Annotated in this window: 21 protein-coding genes; 5 read left to right on the top strand and 16 right to left on the bottom strand. The window is 69.5% G+C overall.

Annotated features, from left to right (window positions below; genetic code table 11):
- Positions 1 to 130: 130 nt before the first annotated feature.
- Complete coding sequence (locus ACZ6YV_RS14285) at positions 131 to 601, bottom strand: Lrp/AsnC family transcriptional regulator (RefSeq protein WP_465509987.1); 471 nt, start codon at positions 599 to 601, stop codon at positions 131 to 133.
- A gap of 161 nt (positions 602 to 762) precedes the next feature.
- Here ACZ6YV_RS14285 and ACZ6YV_RS14290 point away from each other — a divergent pair, with 161 nt between their 5' ends.
- The gene (locus tag ACZ6YV_RS14290) at positions 763 to 4,218 is read left to right on the top strand and encodes an indolepyruvate ferredoxin oxidoreductase family protein (protein ID WP_465509988.1); all 3,456 of its coding nucleotides are present in this window, start codon (positions 763 to 765) and stop codon (positions 4,216 to 4,218) included.
- Here ACZ6YV_RS14290 and ACZ6YV_RS14295 read toward each other — a convergent pair.
- Complete coding sequence (locus ACZ6YV_RS14295) at positions 4,149 to 5,270, bottom strand: glycosyltransferase (RefSeq protein WP_465509989.1); 1,122 nt, start codon at positions 5,268 to 5,270, stop codon at positions 4,149 to 4,151. The genes ACZ6YV_RS14290 and ACZ6YV_RS14295 overlap by 70 nt on opposite strands.
- A 302-nt stretch (positions 5,271 to 5,572) precedes the next feature.
- Between ACZ6YV_RS14295 and ACZ6YV_RS14300 the strand changes: the two genes are divergently transcribed.
- Together ACZ6YV_RS14300 and ACZ6YV_RS14305 are read left to right on the top strand one after the other, a co-directional pair.
- A complete protein-coding gene (locus ACZ6YV_RS14300) occupies positions 5,573 to 6,727 on the top strand; it encodes an HAF repeat-containing protein (RefSeq protein ID WP_465509990.1) in 1,155 nt (384 codons plus the stop codon).
- Positions 6,728 to 7,060: 333 nt separating this feature from the next.
- Positions 7,061 to 7,960, top strand: coding sequence for an aminoglycoside phosphotransferase family protein (locus ACZ6YV_RS14305; RefSeq protein WP_465509991.1), 900 nt, complete (start codon positions 7,061 to 7,063; stop codon positions 7,958 to 7,960).
- A gap of 11 nt (positions 7,961 to 7,971) precedes the next feature.
- On the opposite strand, the gene ACZ6YV_RS14310 is transcribed toward ACZ6YV_RS14305, so the two are convergent.
- The 13 genes from ACZ6YV_RS14310 to ACZ6YV_RS14370 form a co-directional block, all read right to left on the bottom strand.
- Complete coding sequence (locus tag ACZ6YV_RS14310; RefSeq protein ID WP_465509992.1) at positions 7,972 to 9,213, bottom strand: ATP-grasp domain-containing protein; 1,242 nt, start codon at positions 9,211 to 9,213, stop codon at positions 7,972 to 7,974.
- On the bottom strand, positions 9,203 to 10,501 hold the full coding sequence (locus ACZ6YV_RS14315; protein WP_465509993.1) for a cation:proton antiporter: 1,299 nt from the start codon (positions 10,499 to 10,501) through the stop codon (positions 9,203 to 9,205). The genes ACZ6YV_RS14310 and ACZ6YV_RS14315 overlap by 11 nt, the downstream gene beginning before the upstream one ends.
- Positions 10,494 to 12,287: an ABC transporter substrate-binding protein gene (locus tag ACZ6YV_RS14320; RefSeq protein WP_465509994.1), complete on the bottom strand. Its 1,794-nt coding sequence runs from the start codon at positions 12,285 to 12,287 to the stop codon at positions 10,494 to 10,496. The genes ACZ6YV_RS14315 and ACZ6YV_RS14320 overlap by 8 nt, the downstream gene beginning before the upstream one ends.
- 5 nt (positions 12,288 to 12,292) lie before the next feature.
- Entirely contained in the window at positions 12,293 to 12,634 is a 342-nt protein-coding gene (locus ACZ6YV_RS14325) for an avidin-fold protein (protein ID WP_465509995.1), read from the bottom strand.
- Between the two features lie 35 nt (positions 12,635 to 12,669).
- Positions 12,670 to 13,482 (bottom strand): dimethylargininase, encoded by an 813-nt coding sequence (gene ddaH / locus ACZ6YV_RS14330; protein ID WP_465509996.1) that lies wholly within the window; start codon positions 13,480 to 13,482, stop codon positions 12,670 to 12,672.
- Complete coding sequence (locus ACZ6YV_RS14335; RefSeq protein WP_465509997.1) at positions 13,479 to 14,729, bottom strand: ATP-grasp domain-containing protein; 1,251 nt, start codon at positions 14,727 to 14,729, stop codon at positions 13,479 to 13,481. The genes ddaH and ACZ6YV_RS14335 overlap by 4 nt, the downstream gene beginning before the upstream one ends.
- Positions 14,626 to 16,272 carry a class I tRNA ligase family protein gene (locus tag ACZ6YV_RS14340; protein ID WP_465509998.1) on the bottom strand — a complete coding sequence of 549 codons (1,647 nt, stop codon included), beginning with the start codon at positions 16,270 to 16,272 and terminating at the stop codon, positions 14,626 to 14,628. Before ACZ6YV_RS14340 ends, ACZ6YV_RS14335 begins: the two co-directional genes overlap by 104 nt.
- Positions 16,273 to 16,641, bottom strand: coding sequence for a cupin domain-containing protein (locus ACZ6YV_RS14345; protein ID WP_465510190.1), 369 nt, complete (start codon positions 16,639 to 16,641; stop codon positions 16,273 to 16,275). It abuts the gene before it with no gap.
- Positions 16,642 to 16,643: 2 nt separating this feature from the next.
- On the bottom strand, positions 16,644 to 17,966 hold the full coding sequence (locus ACZ6YV_RS14350; protein WP_465509999.1) for a lysine N(6)-hydroxylase/L-ornithine N(5)-oxygenase family protein: 1,323 nt from the start codon (positions 17,964 to 17,966) through the stop codon (positions 16,644 to 16,646).
- A gap of 16 nt (positions 17,967 to 17,982) precedes the next feature.
- On the bottom strand, positions 17,983 to 18,252 hold the full coding sequence (locus tag ACZ6YV_RS14355) for an acyl carrier protein (RefSeq protein ID WP_465510000.1): 270 nt from the start codon (positions 18,250 to 18,252) through the stop codon (positions 17,983 to 17,985).
- Positions 18,236 to 20,089 (bottom strand): HAD-IIIC family phosphatase, encoded by a 1,854-nt coding sequence (locus tag ACZ6YV_RS14360; RefSeq protein WP_465510001.1) that lies wholly within the window; start codon positions 20,087 to 20,089, stop codon positions 18,236 to 18,238. Before ACZ6YV_RS14360 ends, ACZ6YV_RS14355 begins: the two co-directional genes overlap by 17 nt.
- Positions 20,090 to 20,099: 10 nt before the next feature.
- Entirely contained in the window at positions 20,100 to 21,128 is a 1,029-nt protein-coding gene (locus ACZ6YV_RS14365) for a 3-oxoacyl-[acyl-carrier-protein] synthase III C-terminal domain-containing protein (protein ID WP_465510002.1), read from the bottom strand.
- A gap of 308 nt (positions 21,129 to 21,436) precedes the next feature.
- Positions 21,437 to 22,486, bottom strand: a complete 1,050-nt coding sequence (locus ACZ6YV_RS14370) for a ParB/RepB/Spo0J family partition protein (protein WP_465510003.1) — start codon at positions 22,484 to 22,486, stop codon at positions 21,437 to 21,439.
- A gap of 544 nt (positions 22,487 to 23,030) precedes the next feature.
- Here ACZ6YV_RS14370 and pepN point away from each other — a divergent pair.
- Positions 23,031 to 25,517 carry an aminopeptidase N gene (gene pepN, locus ACZ6YV_RS14375; protein ID WP_465510004.1) on the top strand — a complete coding sequence of 829 codons (2,487 nt, stop codon included), beginning with the start codon at positions 23,031 to 23,033 and terminating at the stop codon, positions 25,515 to 25,517.
- A 19-nt stretch (positions 25,518 to 25,536) separates the two neighbouring features.
- Complete coding sequence (locus ACZ6YV_RS14380; protein WP_465510005.1) at positions 25,537 to 26,568, top strand: FAD-dependent oxidoreductase; 1,032 nt, start codon at positions 25,537 to 25,539, stop codon at positions 26,566 to 26,568.
- 13 nt (positions 26,569 to 26,581) lie between these two features.
- On the opposite strand, the gene ACZ6YV_RS14385 is transcribed toward ACZ6YV_RS14380, so the two are convergent.
- On the bottom strand, positions 26,582 to 26,995 hold the full coding sequence (locus ACZ6YV_RS14385) for a VOC family protein (protein WP_465510006.1): 414 nt from the start codon (positions 26,993 to 26,995) through the stop codon (positions 26,582 to 26,584).

Here is a 26,995-nt window from a genome sequence, read left to right on the forward strand (position 1 = left end):
GCGACACCCGCCAGCCCGCGCTTCGCAGCGGACCGGGCGGCGACTGCTGCGGGGGAGCGGGCCAGAACCTCGTGAGTGGTAACGACGGTTAGAACCAGCCTTGCCACTCACGAGGTCCTGGGCGTACGGCTCAGTCGTCGTCGTTGTGGGGCCACTGCTGCCCGCGCGTCCACGAGTCCAGCACCATCAGCGTCTTCGTCCCCGTCACCTGGTGATGCCGCCTGATCTCGTCGATGGTGCGCTGCAGGTGGCCCATGTCCCGGACCCGCAGCCAGACGAGCGCGTCGGGGTCGCCCGCGATGGTGAACACCGCCTGGGCCTCCGGCATCCGGGTGGTCGTGCGGACGATCTCGCCGACCTTGGTGGTCCCGGTGAACCGCAGTTCGGTGAACGCCTCGATCGCCCAGCCGAGTTTGGCGTGGTCGATCTGGACGGTGTAGCCGACGATGACGCCGTTCTCCTGCATGCGGTCGATGCGGCGTTTGACCGCCGCGGTGGACAGCGTGACGCGGGCGCCGATGTCCCCCAGGGTGCGCCGGGCGTCTTCCCGGAGCAGTTCGAGGATTTCACGATCGGTCTCGTCGATGAGCTGGTCCGCCATGAGCCAGGATGGTACGCAGACGCAACAGATATCGGCTACTGGTGAAGATAGGTCGAATTTTTTGCGCGATCGGGAGCAATAGACTGCCGCTTGTTGCGGCGGCTCGGCGAGGTCGGGTCTCCTGTCGTGACGTTGTGGGGGTGCCGAAGGAGGCAGGTCTGGTGGAGCAGTTCACGTTGGAGGACCGGTATCTGCGGGAAGACGGCACCGTCTACCTCAGCGGGGTCCAGGCCCTGGTCCGGATGCTGTTCGACCGGGTGCGGCACGACCGCGCGGCCGGGGCGTCCCCCGCGGTGTTCGTCTCCGGTTACGAGGGTTCGCCGCTGGCCGGGTACGACCTCGAACTCGGCCGCCGGTCCGTCCTGCTTGACAAGCACGACGTGGTGCACCGGCCTGGCCTCAACGAAGAACTCGCCGCGACAGCGGTCATGGGCAGCCAGCTGACCGCGTCGGTCGGCTCCTCGCCCGGCGGGGTCACCGGCTTCTGGTACGGCAAGGCGCCCGGGCTGGACCGGGCGACGGACGCCCTGCGGCATGCCAATCTCGCGGGGACCGATCCGGCGGGCGGCGCGGTGGCGTTGGTCGGCGACGATCCGAACGCCAAGTCCTCCTCGGTGCCCTGCGCCTCCGAGCTCGCGCTGGCCGACCTCGCCATGCCGGTGTTCTTCCCTTCCGATTCGCAGGATGTGCTGGACTTCGCGCTGCACGCCGTCGAACTGTCCAGGGCGAGCGGGCTGTGGTCGTCGATGAAACTCGTGGCGAACGTGGCCGACGCCGCGAGCACCGCCCGTGTCCGGCCCGGGTGGACGGCGCCGGAGCTGGCCAAGGGTTTCACGCCCTACCGGCACAAGCCCAGCTCCCGGCTGCTCGGAACCACGCTGATGGCGCTCGAACGCAGCCTCTACACCGAGCGCGTGCCGCTGGCCGTCGAGTACGTGCGGGCGAGCGGGGTCAACCGGATCGTCCAGGAAGGACCCTCGGACCGTATCGGCATCGTCACCGCGGGAAAGTCCTATTTGGACCTGATGCAGGCGCTTCGGCTGCTCGGACTGGACTCCGAGGCGTTGTCCCGGCACGGGATCCGGATCCTCAAACTCGGCGTCATCCACCCGCTCGAACCGTCGATCGTGCGCCGGTTCGCCGACGGCCTGTCCGAGATCGTCGTGGTGGAGGAGAAGCGTTCCTTCGTCGAGTCCGCGATCAAGGAGGTGCTTTACGGCACCGCCGGGGCACCCGCCGTCTACGGCAAGACCGGCCCCGACGGCCGTACACTGTGCACCGAACTCGGCGAACTCGACCCGGACGCCGTCGCCAGGGTGCTGGCCGGACGGTTGAGCGAGCACCACGAAATCCCATCCGTGACCGCGTGGCGGCAGCAGCGCCGCCGCGAGCGCATCTCGATCCCGCTGCTGACCAGGACGCCGTATTTCTGCTCCGGCTGCCCGCACAACTCCTCGACCAAGGTGCCCGAGGGCACCGTGGTGGGTGGCGGCATCGGCTGTCACGCCATGGCGCTGTTCATGGAGCCGGACCAGGTCGGCGACGTCGTCGGCCTGACCCAGATGGGCGGCGAGGGCGCGCAGTGGCTCGGGATGGAGCCGTTCGTCGAGGCCACGCATTTCGTGCAGAACATCGGCGACGGCACGTTCACCCATTCCGGCAGCCTCGCGGTGCGGGCCGCGGTGGCCGCCGGGGTGAACATCACCTACAAGATCCTCTACAACGCGACCGTCGCGATGACCGGCGGCCAGGACGCCGTCGGCGGGCTCCCGGTGGAGCGGCTGGCGTCGCTGCTCCTGGTCGAAGGCGTCGCCAAGGTGGTCATCACCAGCGACGAGCCGAAACGGTTCCGCGGGGTGAGCCTGCCCGGCGGTGTCGAGGTCCGGCATCGTGACGAACTGCTGAGCACACAAGAGGAACTGGCCGCCGTCCCCGGGGTGACGGTGCTCATCCACGACCAGGAATGCGCCGCGGAGAAGCGCCGCAAACGCCGTCGCGGAAAGCTGGAAACCCCGGCCGCCAAGGTCGTGATCAACGAGCGCGTCTGCGAGGGCTGCGGCGACTGCGGCGAGAAGTCGAACTGCCTGTCGGTACAGCCGGTCAGCACCGAATTCGGCCGCAAGACCACGATCCACCAGTCGTCGTGCAACGTGGACTATTCGTGCCTCGCGGGGGATTGCCCCTCGTTCATGACGGTGCTGCCCACCGGCCGGAAACACCGGAAGCGGGCCGGGGAGATCACCGCGGCCGAACTGCCCGAGCCGGTGACCGGCGGTACGGACTTCACCGTGCGGATCACCGGGGTCGGCGGGACCGGCGTGGTCACCGTCGCGCAGATCCTCGCCACCGCCGCCGTGATCGAGGGCAGGCAGGTCCGGACCCTGGACCAGACCGGGCTCGCGCAGAAGGGCGGTGCCGTCGTCTCGGATCTGAAGATCACCGCCGGGCCGACGCCGCAGGCCCCGAAACTCGCGGCCGGGGAATGCGACCTCTACCTGGCCTGTGACGTCCTCGTCGGCGCGGACCCGGCACATCTGGCGGTGGCGGATCCCGGCCGGACCACTGCCGTGGTCTCGACGACCGAAGTGCCGACAGGCCGGATGGTCGTCGACACCACCGTGTCCTTCCCCGACGCGGCGGCCGTGCGGGGCGCGATCTCGGAGAACGCGGCGAGGACCGTGGCGCTCGACGCGCGGGCGCTGGCGGAAACCCTGTTCGACGACGACCAGTTCGCCAACATCCTGCAGCTCGGCGCGGCGCACCAGACCGGCGCGATCCCGCTGGACGCGGCCAGCCTGGAACGCGCGATCGAACTCAACGGGGTCGCCGTCGCCGGCAACCTCCAGGCCTTCCGGCGCGGCAGGCAGCTCGTCGCCGATCCCGGCGGACTGCAGGCCGCTGTCGCCCCGCCCGCCGTCGCCGTGACGCCCGCCCCGTCGGCGGCCGCTCTCCGCGCCCGCGCGCTCGTGCACGCCGAGCCGGGTTCGGAACTCGCGCGCCTGCTGGACATCCGCGTCCCCGAACTCGTTCAGTACCAAGACGTTCGCTACGCGCGGGAGTACGCGGAGTTCGTCGAGCGCGTCCGGGTCCTGGAAGAGGACTCGACCGCCGTCACCGAAGCGGTGGCGCGCAATCTGCACAAACTGATGGCCTACAAGGACGAGTACGAGGTCGCGCGGCTTTCGCTCGATCCCGCCGTGATCGCGGGGATCGAGGCGGAGTTCGGCGTGGGCAGCCGCTACGCCTACCGCCTGCACCCGCCCGTGCTCCGCGCGCTCGGGATGAAGCGGAAGATCGCGCTGGGCCCGAAGTTCCGGCCGGTGTTCGTCGCGCTGCGCGCCGCGCGGAAGCTGCGGGGCACGCGCTGGGACCTGTTCGGCAAGGCACACGTCCGCAAGGTGGAGCGGGAGCTCGTCTCGCAGTACCGGGAAACGATCCTCACCGCGTTCGGTGCCGAGGCCGCCGATCGCGGCAGGCTCCTCGCCCTGGCCGAGCTACCGGACCTGGTGCGCGGTTACGAGGACATCAAACTGGCGAACGTCGAGGCCTACCGCCGGGAACAGTCCGCGCTCCTCGCCGATCTCGTGCCGGGGGACCGGCTCGGCGTGAGCAGGTGATCGAGGACTGAGCCGGGTTCCGGCATCGCCGCGATCCGCGCGGCGAGAGCTTCAGCGGAATCGCGGTAGGCGGGGTCGGCGAGCACCGTGCGGACGGCGTCGCGGATCCCGCTCCGGGTGGGGGAGCCCGGACCGGCGAGCACTCCGGCTCCGGCCTCGGCGACTTGGGCGGCCATGTCGAACTGATCGGTGGCCAGCGGCGAGACCACCAGTGGCACGCCGTGCGCGAGCGAGCCCAGTACGGTGCCCGCGCCCGCGTGACAGACGATCGCGTCGACATACGGCAGTATTCGTTGCTGCGGAAAGAAGTTCTCGATCCGTACTTCGGCGGGCTGTGCGCCGAACCGGTCCCGATCGCCGTCCCGGCCGATCGTCGCGATGACGTTGACCCCTTCGCCGTGCAACGCGGAGATCATCGCCTCCAGCACCCCGGGCCGGGTGTTGTGCGAGGTCCCCGCCGTGACGTAGACGGTCTTGCCGTGCGGCAGTCCTTCGAAGACGGCCGGGCGTTCCCCGGCGGAGGGGAGCACCCCCTCCGGGCGCACCGGCAGGCGAACCGGGTGATCCCAGGTGACTCCCTGCGGCCGCAACGCCTCCGGCCAGATGTCCAGATACGGGACGGTGTCGTGATCGGGGAACCGGTCGAGGCCGAAGCGCCGCACGATCGGGTCGAGAGTCTGCCAGCCGCCCGCCATGATCGAGGCGGGTTTCGGCGGCCCGATCCCGTGCACCACGTAGGGCAGGCCGGCGATCGCCGTCGCCGCGGGCGCGGCGAACTCGGCCATCACGGTGACCACGTACGCCAGCTTCTCGTCCGCTGACATCACGGCCAGTTCGGCAGGCGAGTACCTGCCCCAGGCCTGACGGGCGGCCGCTTCGTCGACCGGCCCGTCCACCCCGATCGTCGGCAAACCGTGCGCCCGCGAGTGCTCGCCCGCTTTCGATCCGGTCGCGAACACGGCGTCGTGGCCCCGGTCCCGTGCCGCCACTGCCAGCGGCAGCAAAGGGGCGATGTGGCTGTAACCCGCTCCGGCGGAGAAGAACAGACGCATCACCGAAGGCTACGGCTTGGCCGGCGGCCGGAACGCTCTTTTTGTCTTTATCGACGAGGTTTTCCGAGTCGCCCCGTTTTTTGTGTCACGAATGTGCTCGATTTCGTCGGAGCGCGGACTCGGCCTGCCCGATAGTCGCCTTTCTGTTGGGCTACAAGGACTAATGCCGCCACGGAGAGATCAGTCGGCTGTTCGTGTGGAACGCCGTCTCGGCGGGAGCTATTCGTGAAGGGATTGCATTACTGTCCACTCCGGGGGCTGCACATCGCACACCACTGGATCAGGATTGGGGAGTCATCGTGATGAGGAATCGTGTGCCCGCGGGGCGAAGACGAATGGTGTCCTTGGTGGCGGCCGTGGTCGTGGTCACCGGCGCGGTGACGGGGACCGCGCAGGCCACCCCGGTCGGACCGGTCGATCTCGGCACGTTGCCCGGCGACGACGAGAGCACGGTGCTGGCGGTCAACGATGCAGGGGTCATGGTCGGGCTGTCCTTGGTGGGCCCGACCCCGAAGCGCAGTCATCCGGTTCGCTGGGACGCCAACGGCCAGATCTTGGCGCTGCCCACGCCGGGCGGCACCGAGGGTCAGGTGCGTGACATCAACAACCTGGGGGTTTCCGCCGGCTACGTGCTGACCGCGACCACCGCCGTGCCGGTTCGCTGGGACGCCGCGGGCCAGGCGACCACGCTGCAGCTTCCGCCCGGCTATCACAACGCCACCTCGTCGGCGATCAGCGAGACCGGCGTCGTCGTCGGGAACTGGCTGACGCCGGACGAGCAGTTCCACGGCTTCCGCTGGGACCCGAACGGGGTGGCCACCGACCTGGGCGCGCTGCCCGGTGAGACCTGGAGCATGGCCGAAGGCATCTCCGACGACGGCACCATCATCGCGGGCAGCGCGAACCGCGCCGCGGCGAACCAAGCGGCGCGGTGGACGAACGGCGGCCCGCTCACCGAGCTGGCACCCCAGGGCAAGACCAGCGGGGCCAGCCGGAGCAACAAGGACGGGGTGGCCGCCGGAACCCTGCGTGAGGTCAGCGGACCCACCATCGCGGCGAAATGGGATCGGGACGGTGTGCTGCACCCCCTCGAATGGCCGAGCCCTCACCCGGTCTGGATCTACGACGTCGGCCCGACCGGTTACGTGGTCGGTTCCGGCTACCTCAACCCTCCGTCCCGGTCGCCGGTGATCTGGGATCCCGACGGTGACCTCACCGCCCTCGCCGACGACGGCCTCGGCGCCGACGTCGAAGCGGTCAACGCGCAGGGCACCGCGGTGGGCATGTTCCGGAGCAAGGCGACGGTCTGGTTCCAGAACGGGACGCGGGTGCAGCTCGGCGCGCTGCCCGGCGGTACCCGGAGCCGGGCGTACCGGATCACCGACAACGGCCGCGTGGTGGGAACAGCCTCCAACTCCGCCGGGCAGTCGCACGCGGCGTACTGGACACTGGACTGACGTCTCGGCGAACAGGTCGCGCTGGTCGAGCTGTGTCTCGGCCGGCGCGACTCGTGTCTGCACCTGCGGTGAGCGAGGACGTAACACACGTGATCAGGAACGGATCTCGCGTGATCAGAAGGCGAACACGGTGAACCCGAATGGACCGGACGTTCGGGCGTCGGAAAGTGTCCCGTGTGGACAGTCGAGACACGGTCGGCTTCGGTCTGTCAGTCCGGAGCCGCACGCCGTGAGAGCCCCTTGCCTTAAATAAGGCGAAGAAGGTCTTCACGGTCAGTAGTATCTCGGCCAGCGCGACTCACCGGACAAGTCGTGGTTCGGAAAGGATGTCGCTTGAGCAGCACGCCGGATCCCGGTCCCGTACCCCGGCGCGTCGCCGTCGGCGTCGAGCAGGTGCGCCGGTTGATCGACGACCAGTTCCCGCGATGGGCGGACCTGCCGGTCCGGCCCGTGGCCGAGAGCGGCTGGGACAACGTCACCTTCCGCCTCGGCGAAACGATGGTGGTGCGGCTGCCGAGCGCGGCCGAGTACGCCTTGGCGGTCGAGAAGGAACAGCGTTGGCTTCCGGAGCTCGCTCCGCGGCTGCCGCTGCCCATCCCGGCCCCGCTGGCGAAGGGGGATCCCGGCGCGGATTACCCCTTCTCGTGGTCGATCTACCGGTGGCTCGACGGCGAGCCCGCGAGCGCGGACCGGCTTGCCGACCCGGTCCGATTCGCCCTCGACTTGGCCGCGTTCCTGGCCGCCTTGCAGGGCGTCGATGCCGCGGGCGGCCCCCAACCGGGTAAGCACAACTGGTTCCGGGGCGCCACTCTGCGCACCTACGAAGCGCAGGTCGAGCGCGCGCTGGACAGCGACATCGACACCGGCCTGGCCCGCGAGATCTGGAAGACCGCTTTGGACTCCCCTTGGGACGGTGTGGACACCTGGTTCCACGGCGACATCGCACCGGGGAATCTCCTGCTCGACCGTGGTGAGCTGGCGGCCGTCATCGACTTCGGGACCTGCGGCGTCGGCGACCCGTCCTGCGACCTGGCCATCGCCTGGACACTGCTGACCGCCGACGGCAGGCAGGCGTTCCGCGAACGGCTGTCGGTCGACGGGGCGACCTGGGCGCGCGGACGCGGCTGGGCCCTATGGAAGGCATTGATCACCCGCGCCCGGACAGGCGAAGAAGCCGTGAACGCGCGCCGCGTCCTCGACGAGATCTTCGAGGAGTACGCGACACGCGGGTGAGGTGCACGCGGTCAGGATTCGGTGATGCGCAGCGAGGCCTGTGCGGCGTCGAGCGTCCGGGCGCATTCGCCGATCGAGCCGGCGACGGCGATGACGTAAGCGACGCGTCCCCACACCGTGCCCTTGGGCGGAGGGGAAACCACCGCGCCGGGCCGGGCGACGACGACCGCTTGGTCCACTGTGGACGGCAGGGTCGCGGGATCGAAGTGGATCGCGCCGATCGTGGTGTCGTCCCGGGCGACGTAGCAGAAGCGGATGCCCGCCACCCGGCGTCGGCCGGGGCGCACGTCCAGATCGTGGCCGCAGGCCGCCGCGGCGGCGAGGACACCGGGGTCGATGCCTGTCGCCAGCATGCCGAGATAGGGGATCATGTCGCCGCCGAGCCGCCCGTTGACCTCGATGAGCTTCGGGCCCGTCCCAGTCAGCATGTACTCGGTGTGCGTCCAGCCGTCCCGGAAGCCCAGCGCGGTGTGGGTGTCCTGCAGCAGCGCCGTGAACGTGGAGTCGGTGAGCAGCGGATCGTCCGCGTCGACATAGTGGCCGACCTCTTCGGCGTAGGGCGGGAAGCCGACCACCTTGCGGGCGAGGAAGAGCGGCGTGACCTTCCCGTCCTGGACGACGGAGTCGACGCTGACCTCCTCGCCGGTGACGCACTGCTCCACCAGGACCGGATGGTCGCTGGCGTAGAGCACCGGGTCGGGTGCCTTGGTGTCCCTGGTGAACGCGAACATCTCGCGCAGCCGCGCGGAGTCGTCGACCCGGACCACACCGAGACTGGCGCCGAGGCCGCGGGGTTTGAGGATGGCCGGATAGCCGACCTCCTCCGCCGCCACCAGCGCCTGGGCGACGGTGGCGACCTTGACCGAACGCGGCTGGGGCACGCCCGCCTCGGCCAGCGCGGCGCGCGTCTGCGCCTTGTCCCGCAGCCGCCAGATCATCGCCGGGTCGCCGCACCGCAGCCCGAGCGCCTCGGCGATGTACGCGGTGGCGTGGATCCGCCCCTCGTCCCAGCAGAGCACGCCGTCGAACGGCTCGGCCTCGTTCAGCCGGACGGCCTCGCGGGCCATCGCGGGACCGTCGATGGTGCTGGGCAGCACGGACCAGCCGGTGAGGTGCTCCCGTTCCCACTGCGGCTCGGCGGTGTGGAACAGGTGGACCCGGAACCGGGTGCCGATCGACCGCAGCAGGTATTCCCGGAACTCCCGCCACCCGCTCGCGATCAGCAGCAGGCGCGGTCGCGTTTCACTGGACATGGAACCTCTTCTCCCGTAGGCGTTCCTCCTCCGTGACGGCGATCCGGCGCACCGCGTGGCGCAGTGTCGGCGGCGCCATCAGGGACGTCACGATCGCCACCAGCACGATGATCGTGTAGGTGGCCGTGTTCAGTACGCCGAGCCGCAGTCCGACGATCGCGACGATCACCTGGATGACGCCGCGGGCGTTGAGGCCGCTGCCGAGCGCCAGACCCTCCCAGTGACTGAGCTTTCCCGCCCTGGCGCCGAGGTAGGCGCCGGTGAACTTCCCGACGACGGCGACCAGCAGTACCAGCGCGGCCGAGCCGAGCACCGCGGGTTCGCGCAGCGCGGTGAGGTCCATCCGCAGTCCGGCGGTGGCGAAGTAGATCGGGGTGAGCACGGACAGCACGATCGTGCGCAACGGCGCCAGCCGCGCTAGGTCGAGGTGCCCGGACGAGCCGATCAGGATGCCGCACAGCAGCGTGCCAAGGACCGGCTCCATACCCAGCGCGTGGGTGCCGGCGGCGGCCAGCAGGAGCAGGACCACGGCCGTGGCGATACCGGGCCCCGGGTCGGCCGAGCGTCCGGCCAGGCGTAACGCCATGGTGACCAGCGGCCGTCCGACGACGACGGTGAGCACCAGCACCACCAGCAGGCCGCCGATCGACAACGCCACCTGACCGGCGAGCAGCCCGGTGACGGCCAGCGCGGACACCACCGAGAGCAGCAGCCAGCCGATGATGTCGTCCACGGCCGCGGCGCTGACGATCAGCTGGCCGATGTCCCGGTGCAGCAGCCGCATCTCCAGCAGGGTCTTCGCGATCACCGGGATCGCGCTGACGCCCATGGCCACGCCCATGAACAACGCGAACACGGCGCGGTCGGTCCCCGCCGGGATCAGGGACGCGGGCAGCGCGAAGCCGAGTCCGACACCGAGGCCCAGCGGCACCAGCAGACCGCCCGCACTGGTCCAGGCGGCGGGCTTGCCCTTGCGCCGCACCAGCTTCAGGTCCATGTGCATCCCGGTGATCCCGACCAGCAGCAGCACGCCGAGCTGCCCGACGGCGTCGAGCAGGTTGAGCTGCGGCGCGTTGTGTGGCAGCAGCCAGGCGGACACGCCGGGTGCCAGGTGGGTGAGCACCGACGGTCCGATGAGGACACCGGCGGTGAGTTCCCCGACCACCGCGGGCATCTTCAGCCGGAGGGCGAGCCGTCCGAGGAGGAGCGCGAGGCCGAGCAGCAGTCCGAGCTGGAGCAGGAACAGCAGCATCGCATGCGCGCTGATGGGGGCGACGGGATCAGTCATCGACGTAGTACCAGTTCTCGGGACTGATCATGCCGAAAGGATTGACCGGCTCGAAGCCGCGCAGCTTGTCGGCTACCTCGAACAACCGGATCGGGAAGTTGGGGTTGAAGACGACAGGCACCTGCTCGGCGATGTAGTCCTGGTACTCGTACAGGACGTCCGGGTCGTCGGAGGTGACCGTGCGCTCGATCAGCTCGTCGGCCACCGGATCGTGGTAGTGGCCGAAGTTGCCACCCGCGTCGGTCTTGAACAGGACCTCGCCGGTCGGGTGGTGGTAGACCCAGCCGCCGTTCCAGCAGCACATCTCCCACTGGCAGGGGGTTTCGTCGGTCGGGTAGCACGGCGCGTCCTCGGCGACCAGGATCGAACCGTAGACCTCCTGCAGCCGTAGTTCGATCCCCGCAGTCGCGGCGGCACGCCGGTACTCGGTCATCAGCCGGGTCAGCGCCGGCCGTCCTTCGACGTACCGCAGCCGGAAGCTCAGCTTGGTGCCGAGCGGAATCCCTTCGCCCGCCAGCTCGGGGTCGACACACACCGCCGGTGTGACGCGGGTGTCCCAGCCGTTGTCGGCCAACAGTTTCCTGGCCCGGTCCGGGTCGAACGGCAATGGCCACGCCCGGCCGCGCTGCGGTGGTGACACCAGGTCGGTGACCGGGAGCATCGGCATCGGCCCGTTCTGCCGGTAGGCGTAACCCTGGTAGATGTCCCGGACCGCGGAGTCCTGGTCGAGCGTGCACTGCAGGGCCTGCCGGAGGTAGGTCTGGGCGAACATCCGGCCCACCACGGTGGGGTTGTTGAAGTTCAGGCTGGTGTACCGGATGCAGTACGCCACCTGCGGCACCATCGTGTAGAGCCCGGCCAGCGGGTTGGCTCCGCCCTTGGCCGGATCGTCGGTGTGCCCGGTGGCGAAGCTCAGCGGCAGGTATCCGACCTGGACCGCGTCCGGGCCGTCCGGCCCCTCCTCCAGCCGGTGGTACTCCTCCTCGTCGGAGGAGAACGGGATCTGCCGGAACTCGTCGAGATGCGGTTTGTTCGGCCCGGAGTAGTGCTCGTTGGGCACGAACGTCACGAACCCGTCCAACGTGTAGCTCTTGAGCCTCCACGGTCCGCTCACGACACTCCAAACAGGACTGTCGGCCCAACGGGTGCGGTGCTCGTTGCCCTCGTCGATGATGTCGCCCTGTTCGGCCATCAGGTAGTCGTAGACCGCTTCGACGTCGGCGACGTCGCCGGACGCGTCGGCCGGGCCCGACTCGGTGCGGTCCCAGGCCTTCGGCAGCGGGATGATCAGGCTGAGCTGGTTCATCAGCACCCAGCGTTTCGAGTACACCTTGTCGAAGGTGAAGTAGCAGGTGTCCTCGGACAACTTGCCGTAGGCGGTGCAGTTGTCGGGGAAGTAGCCGGGGGTGTACTCGCCGTACCGTTCGCCCTTGACCTTGAGCAGGTTCACCCAGAACAGCACGTTGTCGGCGCACAACGTCTCGCCGTTGGACCACTTCCAGGGCTTGACCTTGACCGTGACGGTCAGCCCGTCCTCGCTCCACACGGGCGGTTCACCGATGCTCGTGGCGTAGTCGACCTCCGGAGTGCCGTCGCTGCCGAAGAAGTACAGGGTGCGGTACATCAGGGCCTGGAATTCGAGGACGTTGCGCATGCCCATGCGTTCCGCCGGGGTGAACGGGAAGATCACCGCCGGTGGGAAGCCCGGGGCACAGGCCCAGGTGACCGTGCCGCCGCGGCGGGGCTTTTCTCCGCGAGCCGACGGCTTCGCGCTGGTCCGGGTCATCGCCGTCACCGGATCTCGTGCAGGCGGGAGACCCCGACGGACTGATGCGGCCCGTAGCGCTGCCACACCTCGTCGAGCTGGATCCGGCCGTCGTCGAGGATCTGCGGGACACTGGTGCAGTGGCCGGAGATCACCTCGCCGCTCTCCAGGACCATGCAGTAGGCGAAGTCGAGTTCGCCGTCCGGGCCGCAGGTTCCGGTCAGCGAGCCGCGCCGGGCCCTGCCCCCGGCGAACTCACCCCAGATCAGGTCGCCGTTCTGCCGATAGACAGCGACTCTGTCGCCGCCACCGTCGTCGGTGCCGTCGACGGCGACAGGGCGGAACCGCCGGCCCTCGTAGTTGATCATGATGGGTTGGGTGCCTTTCCGGTAGACGGGGTGACTCACGTGATCGGAGGCCGAAGTTCCAGCGCGCAGCATTTGGCCGCGCCGCCGGCCTTCAGCAGTTCGGAAAGGTCGACGGTGATCGGCTCGAAACCGGCCGCCCGCAGGCTTTCGGTGAGGTGGACGGCCGCCTGGGGGAGCAGCACATGCTTGCCGTCGGAGACCGCGTTGAGGCCGAAGACGGCGGCGTCCGCCCTGTCCGCCCGGATCGCGTCCGGGTACAGCTCGCGGAGCAGGGCCTGGCTGTCCGGCGAGAACGCGCCGGGGTAGTACATGATCTCCTCGTGGTCGAGGACGGCCAGCGCCGTGTCGAGGTGGTAGAAGTACGGGTCGACCAGCCGCAGGGTGACCACCGGCAGGCCGAAGTGGTCGGCCGCCTCGGCATGCGCGCGGTGGTCGGTGCGGAAGCCCGTCCCGGCGAGGATCCGCGCCCCGGTGGGCAACAGGTCTCCCTCGCCCTCGTTGACGAACCGGGCTTGCCGCACCGGGTAGCCGTGTTCGACGAACCAAGCCTGGTAGGCCGGTGCCTCCCCGAACCGTTGCGGATAGCGGTATCGGGCCGCCAGCACCTGCCCGCCGACCACGGTGGCCGCGTTCGCCGCGAACACCATGTCGGGCAGGCCGGGCCGTGGCGGCACCACGTCGACCCGGTGCCCGAGCTCGACCAGCAGGGCTCGCAGCCGGTCCCACTGCACGATCGCCAGTGGCGTGTCGGTCGGTTTTTCCGGCTCCATCCACGGATTGATGGAGTAGCTGACCTCGAAATGGCTCGGCGGGCACATCAGGAACCGCCGGGCACGGGCTGCTCTCATCGGTCGCCCTCCAAGGTGACGGTGATCTTGCCCGCCAGTTCGGTCATCAGCTCGAAAGCGTCCTCTTTGGACGTTCCGGTGGTGCCGAGGAAGCCGAAGATGGTGTTCCCGTCGGGTGGCCTGAGGATGACGTCGCCGGGGCGCGCGGTGATCTGCCGCAGGAAGACCCGGTCCGAGGAGTTCACCTCGGGGGGCACGTCGATCCTTTCGACCACGCCGCCGTCGCAGATCAGGCACATCGCGGTGATGTGCGTCCCGGTCGGCCAGTAGTGGCGGACCGGTGGCTTGACTCCCCGGCCGACGTCCACCACGGCACGGATCGGGTCGTAATCCGCGGTGATCCGGGCGATGGTGTCGAGCCCGCCGCCGCCGACCCTGGCCGCGATCTCCAGCAGGTGTGGCTTTCCGTTGTGATAGCGCACCTCGGCGTGCATCGCGCTGCGCCGCAGGCCTTGTGCGTGCGCGGCCGCCTTGACCACGTGGTGCACCCTGGCCAGCTCCTCGGCGGGCAGCGACGTCGGAGCGTGGTGCACGTCGTCGTCGAAACTGCTGCCCTCCGCGGTGATCCTGTCGACCACCGAGCCGAGATAGACCTCGTCGTCCCAGGCGAGGGCTTCCATCAAGTACTCTTGTCCGTCCAAGAAGGACTCCACGAGCAGCCCGATCGGGCCGAGGTCGACGTCGTCGGCCTCGGCGTTGATCCAGAACATGTTCCGCAGGCCCTCACTGGCCGTGGCGAAGTCCCGCATCATCTCCTCCGGACTGTCCACCCGGTACACCAGATGGCTGCCCGCGCCGAGAGTGGGTTTGAGGATCACCGGATAGCCGAACTCGACGGCCGCCGCGAGCGCGTCGTCCAGCTCGGTGACGAACCGGAAAGCGGGGATCGGCACGCCGGATCGCTCGTACGCCTGGCGCATCAGCAGCTTGTTGCGGCTGTTGCGGGCACCGTCGACACCGATACCCGGCAGGCCGAGCGCCTCGGCCACCGCCGCGACCGCGATCACCGCAGCCTCGGAGAAGGTGATCACCCCGTCGAAGTGCTCGGTGGCGTGCCACTGTTCGGCACAGGCGATCATCTCGTCGATCTTCTTCGAACCGACCAGCCGGTAGTGGTCGGCAGGCCAGAAGTCGGCAGTCCCCTCACCGTTCATCACGTACAGATCGACGCCGAACGCCTGCACCTGCCGATAGCGGGAGTGGTAGTAGGTCAGGTACTGACGCGTCTCGATGGTCAGCAGCTTCATGGCTCGCCTCCTCGGGCAGCCGGGGGAGTTCGAACACGGGAACGGAAGTGGGCGGTTCGGCGATGAGGGACAGGTCGACCCCGTCCGCGCGGGCCTCCTCGGCCGCGTCGATGAGGATCGGGGCGGCGCCGGCGAGCAGGGTGCGGGTCTCGAGCACCAGATCGCCCGCGTCGATCGCCGAAGCGGAGGCGAGGTCGCGTAGCCGGGCCAGCTGGGTGAGCACGGTTTCGGCCGCCCGGTTCATGCTGTAGCCGGGCAACTCGTAGCAGCCGCGGAACCGCTCCAGCATGGCCCCGGCGCGGCGCCGCCCGGTCGCGGTCGCCGGCACCGGGCCGGAAAGTCCGTGCAGCGCCGCCGACATCGCCTCGGCCAGCGCGTTCCACGAAGCTCCGAGCCGCCGGTACCCGTTCTCCCGCAAGCCTTCCCGGCTGAACCCGGTGCGCGCCTGTTCCGGCGCGGTGTGCGCCAGATGGAACCGGACCAGGTCGCGGGGGACCTCGGCGAGCAGATCGACGGTCCAGATCAGGTGATCGCGGCTGGTGGAGAACTTCTCCCCGGCCAGGTTGTAGAACTCGTTGCAGACGTTGGCCGACGGTGTGACGTACCGGTCGCCGTGCGCCAGCAGGAACACCAGGTCCATCAGGCCCCAGTGGTAGACGTTGTCGTAGCCGTGGAAGTAGACGACGTCGGCGCCGTGCCCGGCACGCCAGTGCTCGTCCACCGGCAGCGTGGTGTCGCCCGCCGACCACCAGGTGCTGTACATGACCGCCGGCATCGCTTCGATCCACGGGTACAGCATCTGGCCGGGGGTCTCCGGGAACGGGGCGGGAACGCCCCAGTCCGCCGGGATGGTCACCGGTACCTCCGGCAGTGGCCTGTCCAGCAACTCGCCGACCAGCTGCATCGCGTGCGGCCGCCATCGCCCCGCCTGCCCGGCGTAGTAGGCGGTCAGCCTGTCCCGGTACTCCTCCATCGGCAGCACCAGGATCTCGGTGTCCCGATAGGACACGGGGTCGTCCGGGTCCATTGTGGAGCGTGGGTCGAGCAGCTCGTCGTAGTTGTTCGGATGGCCGCAGGCCTCGCAGACCCCGCCGCTGCTGCCCGCCAGGCAGACCGGGCAGGTGCCGGCGACCAGCCCGTCGAACAGGTACGTGCCGGACAGTGTCGCGAAAGGCAACCGCACCGTGCGCTTCCGGAACCGGCCCGCCTCGTACAGCGCGGTGACGAACTCGAGCACCGTGCGCCGGTAGACGTCGTCGATCGGCGGGAGCCCGGCCATCGAGACGCCCATCGCGGAGAGCGAACGTCCGATGGCCGCTGTCGACCGTTCACACAGGGCTCGCGGCGTGGTGCCCAGCCGTCGCGCGGTGGACACCACGTAGCTCTGGCTGTCGTCGGTACAGGTCGTGTAGATCACCGACTCGCCGATGGCCCGCAGGTAACGGGCGTACACGTCGCCCGCCAGGTAGGGCCCGGCCATATGTCCGATGTGCAGGTCGCCGTTGGACGTCGGGGTCGCGGCGACCACGATGGTCGTGGACATCTACACGCCGGCCTCGTCGCGGGTGGTGAACCGCCCGGCCATGTCCTTGTCCCACCAGACCGCGTACATCCGGAACTCCTCGGCGCCGGTGTTGACCACCTGGTGGCGCGACCGCGGCGGGAAGTGCACGATGTCGCCGGCGGTGAACGGCACCCGGCGCCCGTCGCAGACGATCTCCGCGGCACCGGTCATGGCCACCCAGATCTCGTACTCGTGGTGGCTGTGCGCACCGGACCGCGCGCCCGGCGGCACCACGCACCACGAGCCCTCGAACGGCGCGTTCAGCTCCGGCCACGGCAGCAGCCGGGTGGCGGCCAGTCCGTTGTCCTGCTTGAGGTGTGCGCGATCGAACTTGCGGATCTCCATCATGGTCACTGCGCTCCTTGGGTGGCGGCGAGCGGGCGGGCGGCGGCTTCGGACCCGGCGAGCAGGCGGTGCATCCGGCGTTCGGCGAGCAGATCCGTGACGATCTCCGACGCCCGCGCGGCCAGCACGCTGAGCAGGGAGTCGGCGATGCCGTGGGTGGCCTCGTTCACCCCCTGCAGATGGCAGGTCCCGCTGAACGAGGACGGCAGGCTCATCCGGTAGCTGCGGTTGACGGTGATCTCGTCGATCCCGACAGCGGAGGCCATGTCCTTGACGATCCGCGGCATCCGCTTGGTGAAACCGGTCCCGAGCAGCACCACGTCACAGCGGTGCGTGGAGCGGTGGCCGGACTTGCGGTCGACCAGGGTGAGCACGACTTCGCGGCCGTCCATCTCGGCCTCGGCCACGTCGACCATCGGGATCATCTCGATGCGTTCGGTCCCGGTGAGCCGTTCGATGTACATCTGCCGGTACAGCGTGTCGAGCATGTCCGGGGCGAGACCGGCGTAGTTCGTCCGGTGCATCTCGCGCAGCAGCTGGGCCCTGGCTTCCGGCCGGGCGGAGTGGAATTCGTCCACAAAGGACGGGTAGTACAGCTCGTTGGTGAACTTGCTGGACTCGTAGGCGTTGAGGCCGATCGAGCGCATCACCATCGCGCAGTGCGCCCCCGGGAACGCCTGGTGCGCCGTCCAGAGCATCTCGGCCGCGCTCTGCGCCCCGCCGAGGACCACGATCCGGCGCGTGCGCCCGGGATCGAGCTCGCCGATCCGGGCCGCGAACTCGGTGCTGTGGATCAGCAACTCGCGCGGGATGGCCGCGAAGGTGTCCGGGATGTACGGATCCCGCCCGGCCGCGACCACCAGATGGCGGCACACCACGGCACTGCCGTCCGCCATCTGGACGAGCCACTCGCCGGTCCCGTCCGCGATGCCGAACGGCCGGACCGAGACGCAGCGCCGTCCGTAGTCGATGCGGACGTTCGGCAGGGATTTGGCCACCCAGCCCAGATATCCGGAGATCTCCATCCGGTACGGCGTGAAGCTGCCGAGGTTGATGAACTGGTCCAACCGGCCCACGGAATGCAGGTAGTTGATGAAACTGAAGGCGCTCCGCGGGTTCCGCTGGGTCACCAGGTCCTTGAGGAAGGACACCTGGCTCTGCGTCCACGGGATCAGCATGCCCCGCTGCCAGACCACGTCGTCCTGCTGCTCGACGATGAGCGTGTCCTTGGCCAGCTCCGGCTTCGCGAGCTCCTCGACGGCGACGCCGAGCGCGAGGCCGGACGGGCCCGCCCCGATCGCCAGCAGCTCTACTTCTTGAAATCGCACCGCATATCCTCCCCGGTTATCCGCGCGGGCCGGTGGCCGCGCTGCTCGTCGCGGTGGCCGCGACGAGGTCGATCAAGGCCGGCACCGTGTGCGCGGCGTGGTATTGGCGCAGGTCGAGCGTCAGCGTCAGCGCGCTTTCCAGCTGGGAGAGGACCTCCAGTGACGCGAGGCTGTCCCAGCCGTGGGTGGCGAGCACCGGCTGTGCCCGCAGGTCGCCGATCGGCTTGCGCAGCACTTCGCTCAGCGTGTTCAGCACGACGGCCGCCGTGTCATCCATGTCGGTCATCACTCGTTTCCGGGTAGGTGATCCAGGTGGGCAGGCAGGTCGGCGCGGTGCCGGGCACCACGGTGTACGTGCCGTCCTCGCCGGACGGGGTGAAGCCGGCCTTCTCCCAGAAGCCGTTCGCCACCGTGTTGCGGCCTGTCGGCACGTAGTGGCCGACCAGCGCGGTGGCTCCGGCCTCGCGGGCCCGCCGCACGATCCAGTCCGCGATCGCGAACTCGATGCCCCGGCCGAACACCCGGCAGCTCAGCACCAGGTTCAGCACCCGCCAGACCCGGTCACGGCACTCGATCCACGCGGCGCCGACGATTCCCTCGTCGCCGAACCGGTCCGCTACCGCGAACGAAGCGGCCAGCTGGTCCGGATCGGTGCTCATCGCCGTCGTGGCGGCCTCGTCGAACCGGCGCCCGGTCAGGTTGAACTGGTTGGTACGGGCGGAAAGCTGGGTGACCCGGCCCACCTCGAAGGCGGTGACCGGATGCGCGGTCACCCGTGTCCGCAACGCCCGCAGGTAGTCCTCCGACGAGGCGAAACCGGAGGAGAAATCGGTGCGCAGCGCGCGTGAGCGGTACAGCGCCGGACGCTTCAGGTCGGTGTCGGTCAGCTCCGGCACGTCGAACCAGCCGGGCCGCAGCAGTGAGCGCACCAGACCGGCCGGGTCGCCGTCGGCGGACACCACGGCCACCTCGGGCAGTTCGGCGGCCACGTGCCCGCGTTCGAACGGGGAGTCGTCCATGAAGACGAACGCGCTCCCGGCCAGGTTGAGTGTCCCGGCGGCGTGGCGCAGGTTGTCCGCCTTCGCCGCCCAGTTCACCGCGCGGACCGCGAAGTCCTGCTGGCGCAACACCATCTCGGGGTGGCCCGCCAGCGCCTTGTCCACCGGACCGGCGTCGTTCTTGCTGGCCAGGACGAGGATGACGCCCTGTTCGCGCAGCCGTCGCACGGCTCGCTGCAGATCCTGGTAGCAGTTCCCCGGATACAACCCGCCGAGGTGCAGCCCGGTCTCGCCCACCTCGCCGAGCACGCCGCCCCACAGCGTGTTGTCCAGGTCGAGCGCGAGCACCTTGCGTGACAGCCCCGACCTGGCCGAGACCACCCGGGCGACCTGCCGGGCCAGCGCGAGCAGCGCGCCGTCGGTGTAGGGCAGGTCGGCGTACCGGTACAGCCGCTCGTCCCGGGCCGCGACCGCGAGATCGGCGAGCTCACCGGCCAGGTCCACCACCGTGATCCGGCTGTCCTCTTCCGCCAGGCCGAGCAGGTCCGCGTTGAGCCGGTGCCAGGCCTGGCCGACCACGGCACGGGCTCGCCAGCTGATCAGTGAATCGCGCAGCTCGGCCGGGACCGGGACGGTGTGCAGCACGAGCGTGGCCGGCATGCGCCGGAGGAAGGCCAGGAGCAGCCCGCGCAGTTCGGCGAACCGGGCGGCCACGTGCGCGGCCAGCCCCGCCGGGTCGGCGGCGCTCCAGTCGCGGGGCAGGAAGTACCGCTCGTCCAGCAGACAGGTCACGACGTCGGGGGAGCCGTCGATCTCGCCGCCGGCCAGTGTCAGCTCGAAGGTGCCGTAGTCGCCGAGCAGGAGGGTGGGCTGGGTGCCGGTGGCGACCAGGGCGGCGCGCAGCAGGTGCTCGAACGGGCCGATCGTGCAGGTGGCCAGCACGGCCATCCGGATCGGCCGCAGCTCCGGCCCGGCCGGAGGGAGTTCGGCGAGGACGCGGCCCGCCTGGCGGACCACCGCCGGATCCTCGACCTCGGCGAGCCGCTGCCGCAGGCCGGGCGCCGGTGCCGAGTGATCGGCCACCGCCATCCGCAGGCCGCCGAGCAGTTCCGTGAAATCGTTCATCGCCGCCTGCCTAAATCCGCACGAGCGTGCAGTACCAGCGCATGCCGATGGAGATTCCGGCCAGCGCCACGAGATCTCCCGAATCCAGTTCGCCGCGGTCGAGGTAGGTCCCCAGCGCGACCAGCTGATCGGCGGCTCCCATGTGGCCGTGCCCGATCGCGAGTTCGTGGTTCGTCCGGACCAGTGGGATATCGATCAGCGAGGCCAGATCGGCGATGCCGTCCGGATCGTTGAGGTAGATGAACCGGGCGAGATCGGCGCGCCGCACGCCCGCCCGGCGGCAGGCCCGGTCGATCACGTCGACCACGCGCGCGTTGAGCTGGTTGCCGAATCTTTCGAGCTGCCTGGGGTCTTTTCGGAAATGGGCCTGAACACGTTCGGTTCCACTCGGCGCGGTCGCACTCGACCAACCGGGTGGCGCGACCGGAGTGACACTGCCGCCGACATCGGTGCGGAACCAGTCGCAGAAATCGGAATCCGTGAACTGTTCGGTGGCCAGCCACTCGTTTCGGCCGTGGCCGCGGCGCAGCACCACGGCGACCGCGCCGTCGCTGTGCACGGCGTTGTTGACGTTCATCCGGTTGCGGTGGAATTCACTGACCCGGTTGACGGCGGTGAACAGCACGGTGTCGAGTTCCGGGCGCAGCAGCAGTTGTCCGGCGACGGCACCGAGGCCGGTCACCCCGCAGGCGCAGCCTTCGGTCAGAAGCATCGTCTGCCGCTCCCGGATCTTCAGCTCCCTCGCCAGCGCCGCGGACGAGTCCCAGTACGGGTACTCCGCCAGCTCGGAATTGGCCAGCACCACCAGATCGACGTCCGCCGGGTCGACAGCGACCCTGGTCAGCGCGTCGCGGCTCGCCTCGGCGGCCAGCGCTGTCGAAGTCACCCCGTCTTCGGCACGATGGAAGGTCCGATAGCCCCAGCGGACGATGCGTTCCGGGTCGGCGACGTAGGTGCCGGCGGTGTGTTCCACGTCCTGATCTTCACCGAATGCGTAACCGAAACCGGCGATGCCGAATTCGGCAAGCGGTCCTGCCATTGTTTCTCCTCTTGCCGAGCCTGACGCGGCATTGGTCGATCTGCGTTTCGACAAATAATCATGACCCGGCGCCGAAAGCGGGTTCGAATCAGTCGATCGCCATTCGAATCCCGGTTCGCCCATCGGCGGACACCTGTCGTTTCGCCGGGGTTCGGTGCACCGGAATTCCGTGTGGTGCTCGGCCCCCGGGAGTGTCGGGTGGGAATACTGCCGCACGCTTCGTGCGGCGACAACTGCTCGAATGACGCCCGGTGTTCAACTGAGTATCCGGTACTCGGTTGAACACCTCGCCGTATTCACCGGCGGGGCTACGACTTCTGCGCGCCGACTCGCTGTTCCAGTTGCTGTGCGAACTCGATCCACTCGTTTGCGCAACGGCGGGCCAAGGCGGCGAGGACGTACACGCTGTGCGGGGGAACGGTGTCGACCACCTCACGCCATTCCTCTTCGGCGATCACCCGGTGGACGAGCCAGCGCAGCGTCCGGGTGCCGGTCTGGGCGAAGCGCAGGGACGGATCGCGTTCCAGGTTCCGGAGGACGGCGTTGCGCTCCTGTGTCGAGAGACGTTCGGAGCAGTCGTGAGCGGGCGAGCCGGTGTCACGGCGTTCGGACTGGCTGTCCCGGACCGCGCGGGGCCGCCGTGGTGGCACCGGATCTTCGCCGCGCTGGATCCGTTCCCGTACGTCGCGCACGGTGGCCGGGGCGATACCCGCCGCGCGGGCGATCGCGCGGAGCGACGCCTCCGGGAAGGCCGTGATCAACCTGCTCGCGACGCGCCGTCCGTCGGTGCTGTCCAGCGGGCGGACCCGGCCGTCGCGACCGAGCCGGGACGTCCCCTGTGGAAGTCCTTCGATCCGGCCGCGGACCGCGGCGACGGTACGGGGACCGAGACCGGCGGCCGCGGCGATGGCGCGATCGGACCAGTCCGGATGCGAGATGACGATGCGGGCGACCGCGGCCTCCCGGTCCGCGTAGGACAGCGGCAGGCCGTGCGCGACGTTGGCCTTGACCGCCAGCACGAACGCGTCTTCCTCGCTGCCGTCGAAGAAGACGACGTCGATGCTGTCCTGGCCGCGCAGCCGGGCCGCGCCGAGCCGGTGCATCCCGTCGATGATCCGCATGCTCGACCGGTGCACCAGGATCGGCGGGAGCGCGCGGTCCGGTTCGGCCAGTATCCGGATGTGCTCGGCGTCCTCGCCGATCAGTCGCGGAGAGTCCGCCGGTCGTAACGCGGCCACCGGAACGGTGTAGGTGACCTGGTCCGCCTTCGGGTAGCCGGTCGACGGCGACGGTTCGGTGTGGTCGTTCGAATCAGCCGGGTGCCCCTGGCTGGAGCCGTGATCAGCTTGCCCGGTCAATGGGCACCCCCGTCGGGTTGTGGATGGCAAACCTGCGACTTACTGTGAATGAGTCCTTGGCGCCAGCACCGATTACCGACTCTTGACTTTTCGCTGATTTCGGGCGTCGTCGCCTCAGACTTGAATTCGATTCAGACGGCAGTTCCAGGATGCAAAACCGTCGACCGCTTCCCCATTAAAATGTCCCCGTAGAATCCGGCGTCGTTCAACTCTTGAACTGCGTCATCACTGGTGCCCTCCCCGCTCTCCTGGTCAGAGGGTAGGTCGTCGATCGACCGTGAACTAGGTGCTCAAGCGAGTTCCGGGCCCGGGTTCGATCCTTTTCGCGCCTTGCCACACCGGGGGTTCGGCCGGACGATCGGCAATGGTGCCCGGCAAGGTCCGGGCGGCGGGACTATCGGGCGGTCCGCGGTGCCCGTTCAACTGGTCCACCGGACGCGGTTGAGCGTCGAATGCGCTGTTCGGCGGCGTGGGGGATTGTCTATTCGGCGGCTGCCTGAGCTGTTCGGAGGCCGCGATACAGCTATTTGGAGGGGTCATCGAAATGCCCAGTCTGACCCAGCTCGAAGCGAGTGGACGCGGCACATTGCTGCGGGTCCGCTCGTATCAGGTCGATCTCGATCTGACGACCGGCGACGAGATTTTCCGATCGACGACGGAAATCGTTTTCGACGCGAACGCCGGGGACGGCGGGACATTCCTCGACGTGCGTCCGCGCGAGTTGCTCTCGGTGACCCTCAACGGCCGGGAACTGGACGTGGCCGCGCTCCACGACGGACGGTTCCCGCTCACCGGCCTCGCCGAGCGGAACGAGATCGTCGTGGTCGCCGACATGGCCTACTCGCGGGAGTGCGAAGGACTGCACCGGTACACCGACCCCGCCGACGGCCGGGTCTACCTGTACGCCTTCGTGTACATCGACAACGCGCCGCGGATCTTCGCCTGTTTCGACCAGCCTGACCTCAAGGCGCCCTTCACTTTCGGCGTCACCGTTCCCGACGAGGACTGGCAGGTGCTCGGCAACGCGCCGGCGACCTCGCTCGGCGCGGGGCGCTGGCGGCTCGACGAGACCGCGCCGCTGGCGACCTACCTGACCACACTGGTCGCCGGCCCGTACGAGTCCTTCCACACCGAACACGGCGGAGTGCCCCTCGGCCTGCACTGCCGTGCCTCGCTGGCCGAGGGGCTCAAGGACGACATCGAAGAGGTCTTCGAGATCACCGGGCAGTGCCTCGACGAGTACCGGCGGCTGTTCGGCGTGCCCTATCCGTTCGGCAAGTTCGACCAGGTCTTCGTCCCCGAGTTCAGCGTGCTTTCGCTCGACCACCCCGGCTGCGTGCTGCTGCGCGAGCTGTACCTGTTCGGCTCCGCCGTACCCGCGAGCGAGCGGGAGACCAGGGCCGTGGTCATCGCGCACGGCCTGTCCCTGATGTGGCTGGCGGGCCTGGTCACCAACACGTGGTGGGACGATCTGTGGCTCGGGCAGGCCTTCGCCGACTACATGGCCCACCGGGTCACGAGCGACGTGACGAGGTTCTCCGGGCCGCTGACCACGTTCGCCGTCCGGCGCAAGGCCCAGGGCTACGTGGCCGACCAGCGGCCGTCGACCCATCCGGTGAGCCTGGCCGGACCGGACGTGCGGACGGTGCTGCTCGAACTGGACCGGATCTCCTATTTCAAGGGCTCTTCGGTGCTGCGGCAGCTGGCGGCGCGGGTCGGCACCCCGGCGCTTCGCGAGGGCCTGCGCACTTACTTCACCCGTCACGCGTACGGCACGGCGACGTTCGGCGACTTCCTCGCCGCGCTGAGCGAGGCCACCGGAACCGACCTGACCGAGTGGGCCCGCGTGTGGTTCGGCACCTGCGACGTCGGCACCCTGACGCCGGAGATCACGGTGACCGACGGGGTGATCTCGGCCGCCGCCGTACGCCAGGATGTTCCGGCCGCTCACCCGGTGACTCGGCCGCACACCCTGGATGTGGGTTGCTACGGCGACGAATCCACGACGACACGGGTCGTGATCGACGGCGAACGGACCGAGCTGCCGCAGCTGATCGGCCTGCCGGCGCCGAAGTTCGTGCTGCTCAACGACGGCGACCTGACTTACGCGAAGATCCGCTTCGACGAACGGTCACGCGCCGCGCTGCCGGAGTTCCTTCCCCGGCTGTCCCCGGTCAACCGAGCCATGGTGTGGTGCGCGCTGCTGCTGGCTGTGCAGGATGGTGCCTATCCGGCCGCCGATCATCTCGACCTGGTGACCGGGATGCTCGCCGTGGAGCCGGAACCGTCCATCGTCGTCGAGGTGCTCGAACAGGCGCGCGCCGACGTGGCCGATCGCTTCCTGCCTCCGGCGCTGCGGCCCGCCGCGCTCGCCAAGATCGCCGGCGCCCTCCGCGACCGGATGGCCGACGTCGCGCCGACGGACGAGATCTGGCTGTGCCTGTGCCGGGGGCTCGTCGAGTTCAGCGCGGACGTCGGCGAGCTGTGCGGCTGGCTCGACGGCACCCGGCTGCCCGCCGGGCTCGTGCTCGACGCGGATCTGGCCTGGCGGGCCAGGTACCGGCTCGCCGTGCTCGGCGGCCTCACCGAGGACGAGATCGCCGCGGCCCACCGAGCGGATCCCAGCACCCGGGGCGCGCAGTTCGCGGCGAAATGCCGTGCGGCCAGAGCGGATCCGGCGGCCAAGAGCGCGGCCTGGGCCGCGATCGTCGGCGACACCAGCGTGTCCAGCTACGGGCTTTGGGCGATGGCCGAGGGATTCTGGCAGCCGGAACAGGCGGAGCTGACAGACGGTTATGTGGCGAGGTTCTTCGCCGAGATGCCTGCCGCCGCCAAGCTGCGTGGTGATCTCGTGCTGGACGTGCTGGTCCGTTTCCTTTACCCGCGCTACGCCGCCTCGCCGGAGACCCTGCGGCTGGCCGGCGAACTGCTGGCCCGCACCGACGTCGAACTGCCGCTGCGCAGGCGGGTCGCGGACTTCACCGATGACCTCCGCCGGGCGGTCGCCGCCCGCGCGGACGGCGCTGTCTGAGGCGAGAGGAAGAAGTCCCATGCGGGTGGGAATTGTCGGCGGCGGTATCGCGGGCGCGCTGCTCGCTTGGCGACTGAGCCGGACGGCGCCGCGGACCGCGGTCGACGTCTACACCGCCGGACCGGCCGACGGCGACGCGACCGGCGCGTCCGGCGGTCTGGTGCGCGGCTTCGAGCGGGTCGTGCCGTTGTGCCGTCAGGCCGCCGACGGTCTCGCGGAACTGCGCGGCGATCCCGCGCTGCGGTCGGCGGCGGCGTACCGGGAGGTCGACTCGGTCTGCGTGCTGCCCGCCGGTGCCGAGGTGACCGAGCCGGTCCGGGTGCTCGAAGAGGTTCTGCCCGGCTCGGCGACGCTGCTCACCGGTGCGGAGCTGGCGGCCCGCTATCCGTTCCGCGGCCTGCCTTCCGGCGTGACCGCTGTCGTCGAGCGGCAGGCGGGTTTCCTGTCGCCCGCCCGGTTGCGGGCCGCCGCGCTGGCCTGGATCGCCGACAGCGGCGGGACGGTCCGCCGGGTGCCGGTGGTGACCGTGACTCCGGCCCCGGCCCTGTGCGGGGCCGACGGCACGGCCAAGGGATACGACGCGGTCGTGCTCGCCGCGGGTCCATGGACGCCTGCCCTGCTGAGGGCGAGCGGGCTGCCCACCGGCGGGCTGCGCGTCAAACAGATCCAGTACTCCGTGTACGAGGGCAGGCCCGCCGGGCTCGGCGTCTTCGTCCGGGAGGACACGGGGATGTGGGGCCGACCGGAGGGAGACACGGGGTTCCTTCTCGGCCTGCCGAGCGACAGGTGGGACGTCGACCCGTCCTGCCCGCGGCCGGACGCCGCACTCGTCGAGCGGGTCGCGGAGGAGGCCCGTCGCCTGCTGGGCCATCCTCCGGCCGGTCACCGTCCACTTCGGACCACGGTCTCGTCCGACTGCTATCACGACCCACCGGGCCTCGAACTGCGCGAGGTCTGCCCGGGGGTGTTCACCTTCACCGGTGGCTCGGGCGGCGCGGCCAAGACCGTGCTCGCGGCGAGCAGGGTGGCGGCGGCCGCCTTGTCTCGGTGAGCAGTAGGCACCTTCAGCTGTACTGGACGAGCTCCACCAGCAGTCCTGCGGGCCGGGCCAGGTAGAGGAAGGCGACCAGCATGCCCGGCCGGGCGCCGGTGCAGGGCTCGCGGTCGACGGGGGTGAAACCGGCTTCGCGCAAGCGGTTCAGCTCCGGAACCAGGTTGTCCACCTCGAAGGCGATGTGGTGCAGTCCGGGGCCGAACCTGGCGAAATGGCCGTCGAGCGCCGAACCGGGACCGGCAGGGGAGACCAGTTCGATCAGGGGCCTGCCACCGCCTCCGGCCGGCTGCCAGAACTCGCATGCCACCCGATAGCCGGCGGCGATTCCACTGTCCAATTTGGACATGCCGAGAGTGGTCATGGCGGGCCCGAGCGCCGAAGGATCGTCCGTCGCGAGTCCGATGTGGTCGATGCCGAGCAACAT

Source organism: Amycolatopsis sp. NPDC102522 (assembly GCF_055584485.1).